8 protein-coding genes and 1 pseudogene are annotated in these 5,666 nt (G+C 40.4%); all 9 read left to right on the forward strand.

Going from position 1 to position 5,666, the window contains the following annotated elements; translation table 11 throughout:
- The first annotated feature begins 143 nt into the window (after positions 1–143).
- Positions 144–458, forward strand: a complete 315-nt coding sequence (locus BN338_RS05005; protein ID WP_039759673.1) for a hypothetical protein — start codon at positions 144–146, stop codon at positions 456–458.
- Positions 459–875: 417 nt separating this feature from the next.
- Positions 876–1,445, forward strand: coding sequence for a hypothetical protein (locus BN338_RS13060; protein WP_244427609.1), 570 nt, complete (start codon positions 876–878; stop codon positions 1,443–1,445).
- Between the two features lie 362 nt (positions 1,446–1,807).
- Positions 1,808–2,254 (forward strand): hypothetical protein, encoded by a 447-nt coding sequence (locus BN338_RS12100; RefSeq protein WP_198003680.1) that lies wholly within the window; start codon positions 1,808–1,810, stop codon positions 2,252–2,254.
- A 78-nt stretch (positions 2,255–2,332) separates the two neighbouring features.
- Positions 2,333–2,785, forward strand: a complete 453-nt coding sequence (locus BN338_RS12105; RefSeq protein WP_198003681.1) for a hypothetical protein — start codon at positions 2,333–2,335, stop codon at positions 2,783–2,785.
- Between the two features lie 84 nt (positions 2,786–2,869).
- A complete protein-coding gene (locus BN338_RS13495) occupies positions 2,870–2,998 on the forward strand; it encodes a hypothetical protein (RefSeq protein ID WP_280109518.1) in 129 nt (42 codons plus the stop codon).
- A gap of 758 nt (positions 2,999–3,756) precedes the next feature.
- Positions 3,757–4,299, forward strand: a complete 543-nt coding sequence (locus BN338_RS13065) for a hypothetical protein (RefSeq protein ID WP_244427610.1) — start codon at positions 3,757–3,759, stop codon at positions 4,297–4,299.
- 361 nt (positions 4,300–4,660) lie between these two features.
- Positions 4,661–5,218 carry a hypothetical protein gene (locus BN338_RS05030; RefSeq protein WP_039759677.1) on the forward strand — a complete coding sequence of 186 codons (558 nt, stop codon included), beginning with the start codon at positions 4,661–4,663 and terminating at the stop codon, positions 5,216–5,218.
- A gap of 1 nt (position 5,219) precedes the next feature.
- Positions 5,220–5,381: a hypothetical protein gene (locus BN338_RS13070; RefSeq protein WP_244427611.1), complete on the forward strand. Its 162-nt coding sequence runs from the start codon at positions 5,220–5,222 to the stop codon at positions 5,379–5,381.
- A pseudogene (locus BN338_RS05035) lies at positions 5,363–5,666 on the forward strand (hypothetical protein); the annotation flags it as partial. The gene BN338_RS13070 and the pseudogene BN338_RS05035, both read left to right, overlap by 19 nt.

A 5,666-nucleotide genomic window follows, 5' to 3' on the forward strand; every position in this document is an offset into this window, starting at 1 on the left:
TATATTATAAATGTGAACTTGCATGAAAGTGCATTCATATCTCCAAGGGGTGTTTCGGTGGTTGATTATGGGTAAGCCATTCTGGTGCGGGGACATAAGTAGCCTTGGGGGAATTTGTTTATACACTAAATTGGGGAAAATAAATGGGAAGTTCAAGTGGTTCGCGCGATTATTGCAGTGCCGATAATTTTAGTAGCAAATATGACGTTGGTGCTGCGTTTGGTAACAAGCATAGTGGTCAGGTTGGCCTTGTGGGTGGTTTTTTCCGAGGAGCCGAGATAGGGCGTAATCCTGCTAGTGCAATGTCCGCCGCAAGCTTTGGGCAAGCTGTAGGCAATGAGTACGGAGAGACCATAGGCGGTTATGTTGGTTATGGTGTGGCTGGTGTCCAGTGTGGCGCACAGCGTTTTGGTCAATCTATTGCTCATTCAAGTGGTGGGACGGTGATACACTTTTGATGTAGTTCTTTGGGTTATCCTAAAGCCTAGAACGGTGGTACTGTAAAAGGTGCCACCTTTATGTTTAGAATATTGCACAGGAGGAGCTATGGGCGCGTTTGGTTTAGTGCTCGCTTATTTTTGTCTGGTGTTTGTCATGTATCTATTCTTCAAAACTATTGCTATTAATGGAAAAAGCATGTTAGGCAGGGAGAACATGGTTACATTCATAGTGGGGGTATTGGTTGTTGTTCCTCTCATGTTGGCCTTTGAGTATATAGTCGGTGTGCCGATGATATCTCGTCGTGGTACTATAATTATATTCTTGCTTTATTTTTGCAGGGAATTTATATCCAATATAGTAAACAATATAAAGTGCTTTAGTTTGGCCATTATCGCAAGTTGCCCCATTTTTTCATCGCAGCTGGTTTTATTGTTATGAGTGATGGCGTTCTGTTAGATTTTTTTGATCTGCAGCTTTCGAGCTATATTTATCTGCTTTTCATTATTCCGTTGATGATAGGGGGGGCTCGCTATGTCCTAATTGCTAAAGCTTTGAAGGAAAAATCTATGTCAGTGCTAGATTTAAGCATTTGCATTGGCTGTGGATTTGCCATAGGCATCTTTTTTGTGTCATCACTGCTTTTATCAGACCTTCGAGAAATCTATCAACAGATAGGTTTTGCAAACAGGGAGACAGTGAAAAAAATGTTTGATTATGCGGCGCTTGGTTTTGTTATTCTAACGGGCCAGGTTTTTTTGACATTTTTGATGGTTCTCTTTGTTACTACAAAGAAATATTATTGGTTGGTCCTTGATGTTCTTGCAGAGCTGTTTTTTAGCCTCTTTGTTTCTTATTCTGTAGCGTTTGTTCATACAGACGATGACTATAGAATGGTTACAAATTGGCTTTGTTTGATGTATGTTGTTTATGTGTACGTGCGTTACATTAAATCAAAGAATGTGAAGTTTAGTGTGATTAACCCGTTTAAAAAGAAAACTGAGTAAGAGGACAGGAGGCTATAGTTCTTTGGGTTTTATCCTAAAGCCTAGAGCAGCCACCCCAAGAGGGGCAGTTTCTGGAGCAATAGTAGGCGGGGTCCGTGGCGCAGCCGCGGGTATTGCTAAAGCTGGTTGGGGTTGTGTTTGCTCTAAGTGGTGAAATTGTTGTTTGACCTAGATTTGTTAACAAGGTAAAGGCCTTGCTAAGGGGTACGCTATCAGCCTCTTAGCAGGGAGTTTCTCTCCCGCAATAATATCTTGGTATGCTTGGGAGGGCAAGGCGCTTTAAGGAAATTATATGTCTGACTTAATTTTTGGAATGCTGCTTAGTTTTGGGATAAGTTCCAACCCTCGTGTCCTGAAAAACAATGGCTTGTTGGGCGAGCGCGTCATTTGGGGGGCTAGCTGGTCTTTCCTGCGCTATCATCTTCGCTTATCTACATAGTGAAAGTGGGCTTTCAGACTTATCTTTTTTGCTTTTGGTATGTTATCTTGGCATACTTTTAATTCTGCACGAGCGCTACGCATATAAATATTTAGTTCTTGGATTCTGTGGTGCAGTTGCTGCCTTGTGTATTGGGGCAGGTTTTGTATATTTGAGCTCTTTGTTACCATTGCCTGCTTTGTCTGCTGCTAATAATAGCCAGCAGCAGGTGGTGCATTACATGAGTGGGGTTGCTGCAAACTATCCCTTTTTTATCCTTTTGATATCAGTTTTAACTGCGGAGCTTTTGCGTTTGTGGTTGCTTTGCGTATATAAGTCAGAATTAGCTGCGCGTGAGGTCCTTTATTTCGGCCTAGGCTGGGTGTTCTAGACTTATGCTATAAGACCCTCCCAGCTCTTTTTCTTTACTTGAATTACCGTGTTGATAGGGAGACACAAATGGCGTGCTATGTCGCATTTGAATCTTATCCACAAGCGATCAGCTATCTTATTGCCCACGGGCATGATTGTATTGATGCATGTTGTAAATACGCGTTTTATGTATCTTGGTTTCCAAGATAAGCGCAAGGCCTATTTCTATCTGCCTTTTGTAATTCATTTTGCGGTTGGTCTTTTATCTATGTTTGGCATTTCTTCAGACTACGCAATATTAATAAATTCTATTTCTGAGACTATAATGCTTGACAAATTGACATTATCTGTTATCGGCGCTGTTTTTTGTCTGGTGCTGATTATTTTTCCTTTGATGAAGAAAAAAACATTGGTTGAACATTTGGTTTTCTTGCTCGTTATTTTGTGTCTTGTTTTTCTTTATGTTTATGGCGCTGTGAGTTATTTTCTTTATTATGTTTTTGGCGCTTTCGCTTATATTGGGGTACCGCTGGTTACTCTCTTTGGTTAAAGCGTTTAAAGGCACGAAGGCGATTATTGGGTCAAGCACTGGTTGTTATGTGCTTTTGATTTTTTTCTATACGGCTTTATGCGTATGATAGGTAGTTTAATTTTTGATTTTTCTGCTTATAGTACGCCTAATATTGTTTTTGCTGTTGGTCTATTCCCTATAGGCATGACGATTATGCAGTTTTTTGCTCTCTCATTAGGTAGCACAACATAACGGCAATGGTGTAGAGGCAGCCCTGAGCGTGGGAATGGGGGTTTGGGGGGGCTGCTATAGGGCTTGCCTGCTTACATCTCTACCAGAAGCTGTGAAGATCCTAAAAGGGACCTTTAGTCTTTATAGGGACGCCTTACTTTCTTTACTTGACGACGGTAATATATTATGCGTTTATTATAGATCTGAATCTTTTATCAACTTTCTTAATGCTTGTGGTTTGCTTTGACAAGAAATGGCGTTTTTTTGTTCTTATCTTGCTTTTACAATGCTTGGCGGCTTGGGCGCGCTTTTCATGGTGGGCCGCTGAGCCAGAACTTCTTGCAATTGGGCATTATACAATCGCTACTATTCTTATGTTTGCTCTTATGCAGCAAATTTATGATTTTGTGCAAGACAGATTATCCATGAAGAAAAATAGCAGTTACGCTGTAGTAAATGAGGGGGCATAATAATGTTGGTTTTATTTATTACTTCGCTTCTCCAGGCCTTATTTATGGTGCTGTCATTTATAATTTTTTTCGCTCTATATTTAGTTGGATAAATGTGCTGTTGAGCGGCATAGTTTTGGGGGTGATTGTTCTGTTAGTATGGCGTTACTCGGAAACAGAACATAAACTTGATGCCTTACGTTTACTGCAAGTGCTTGGCGTTGTTTTTCTTCTATGTGTGTTTCATCATTTTCTGAAGTTCAAATTGGTTGTCGCTGGTGCTGTGGGATGGTTTGTTGCTAGCTGCATTGCTTTCGGGTTTATTGCTTTTTGGGAACAATCTGTAATAAAAACGCTTTATATGATGGTATTTTTGAAACCGAGAGTCGTGCAGAGCAGGGGCTGGCGCTTATTTTTTTATTTTTAACATTGACGGTTTTTATTGTTGTAGCAGAAGAAGCCATGCGTCATTGGTTAGTTACTAAGTTTTATCGGTGCTCGCCTAGTTTGTTGTGGCGTTTGCCGCTGAATATTGGCATAGGCTGGGGTTTATGCGAATTAGCTTATAAGGTGCTAGGGTCTTTCCTTGTTTATAATGGCTGGCTTATTCGATCTAGGTTATTAGTCAGTGAATATGTAATTTTTTATTCCTGGACGCAAGCGAGTATTTTTTTGTGTGCTTTAATGAGCGTCATACTCATGTATATTTTGAATACATGCTTGGCGTATCGTGGTGTTGTTACGCGCTCTAAATTTTATGCGTGTGCACTTTTTTTATCCACGCTATTGTTAACTGTTTCGGTGCAACAGTGCTGGTTACAGACAAGGTTTGGTTTAATGTTGGGGGCAGCTTGTTTATTCTACTTTGTGTGATGTTGTTCGTATATTTTGAAAGCAAAAATCCTTTAATACAAAACATAAAATTGTGCGCTTAAGGTGTTGTAGAGTGATGAATAACTTTGCGTACTCTAAGTATGGCTAGAGAGCCTGATACGCGCTTTCTGTTCTGCAAAAAAATAGAGAAGGTTAGCACCGACGTAACACGTCCAGTACCAAGAGCGACGTCATTTCTGCACGAATTGGGGGGAGGGTGTGCCACTGGCCACGCGCATATGGGAGTTTGCAAATATGCTATCATGTAACTTTCTAGTGTCCTCCTTTCTATTATCCTCCATGAGATTGAAGATGGGAATCTTGACGCGGCGATGACGCATTATTGCAAGGAGGATGCACCATGTTTAACATAATAATCTCTTTTATTCCGTGGCGTATTTACTCCTGGGCTATCAATGGAAACGTTTTAACTCTGGTCGAACGCTCTCTCATCTTAACTGTGATTTTATTGTCCATTATTGCTGTGAATATTAAAATTATCCGTCAGGGAGAACCCGTGATGATTACTAACATTCTGACATTTATTGTCCTGTTTGTTAATTATTTTGCTGGATGGTCTACACTTTTACCGAACTACCCCACAGTTTTTTGCTATCTGTCATTTGCTCTAGTTTCATTGATTAGCTTGCTGGTAAAGAAACCTTTTACCATTTTTTATGCGAGTGCTGGTGTTTCTGAAGAAAAACGCAAACATATCCTATTTTATCTCATCAATAAATATATTATATGGATTTGGGTAATCATCTTTTTTGCAAATGGCCTTCTAATGGCTTTTTTTGCATGGGCCCCCCAGCTTTGGTGGGTCACTAGGGGGGTAATTTGTGCTAGTATTCTTTTTTCTAAATATCTTCCTAACATCATGCGATATTTTTATCGCATCAAACATCGTGGAGCATAATATGTCATTGTTTAACATTCTGACTGGAACCCCTTTATGGGCTTGGATTTTGCTTATTTTTCTCATTGCGAGGGGAATAATCGCATTGAAAGATAGGGAAACGAAGGTTTACCGCCTTTTTCTCTTGCCGTTAGTCTTTCTTTTTTGGGCGCAAGCGATGTGATTAACCAGCTGGGCTTCCCGCGCTGGGGAGCAATCGCAATGTTGGCAGGGCTGATGATCGGCTTTGGCGTTGGCTGGTTGCTCTGGCGTGCTACTACGCGTTTAAAAATCAAAGAGGGAACGGATTTCATTATTCTGCTAGGTACGCCGTTGACGCTGACATTTATTCTTATCGCTTTTGTCATCAAATTCACATTGATTGTTTTTCTCAAGGTTGTACCTGATTTGAAATATGCATTTGATTTTAATCTTCTTTTTGGTCTTTTAAGTGGGTTTACTGGTGGTG

The sequence above is a fragment of the Bartonella queenslandensis AUST/NH15 genome (assembly GCF_000312585.1).
In the GTDB taxonomy this organism is placed as follows: Bacteria; Pseudomonadota; Alphaproteobacteria; order Rhizobiales; family Rhizobiaceae; genus Bartonella; species Bartonella queenslandensis_A.

Bases quoted from the DNA above. Each gene is read 5' to 3' on its own strand.
- BN338_RS05005 (WP_039759673.1), top strand. From the start codon at position 144: ATGGGAAGTTCAAGTGGTTCGCGCGATTATTGCAGTGCCGATAATTTT.
- BN338_RS13060 (WP_244427609.1), top strand. From the start codon at position 876: ATGAGTGATGGCGTTCTGTTAGATTTTTTTGATCTGCAGCTTTCGAGC.
- BN338_RS12100 (WP_198003680.1), top strand. From the start codon at position 1,808: ATGGCTTGTTGGGCGAGCGCGTCATTTGGGGGGCTAGCTGGTCTTTCC.
- BN338_RS12105 (WP_198003681.1), top strand. From the start codon at position 2,333: ATGTCGCATTTGAATCTTATCCACAAGCGATCAGCTATCTTATTGCCC.
- BN338_RS13495 (WP_280109518.1), top strand. From the start codon at position 2,870: ATGATAGGTAGTTTAATTTTTGATTTTTCTGCTTATAGTACGCCTAAT.
- BN338_RS05030 (WP_039759677.1), top strand. From the start codon at position 4,661: ATGTTTAACATAATAATCTCTTTTATTCCGTGGCGTATTTACTCCTGG.
- BN338_RS13070 (WP_244427611.1), top strand. From the start codon at position 5,220: ATGTCATTGTTTAACATTCTGACTGGAACCCCTTTATGGGCTTGGATT.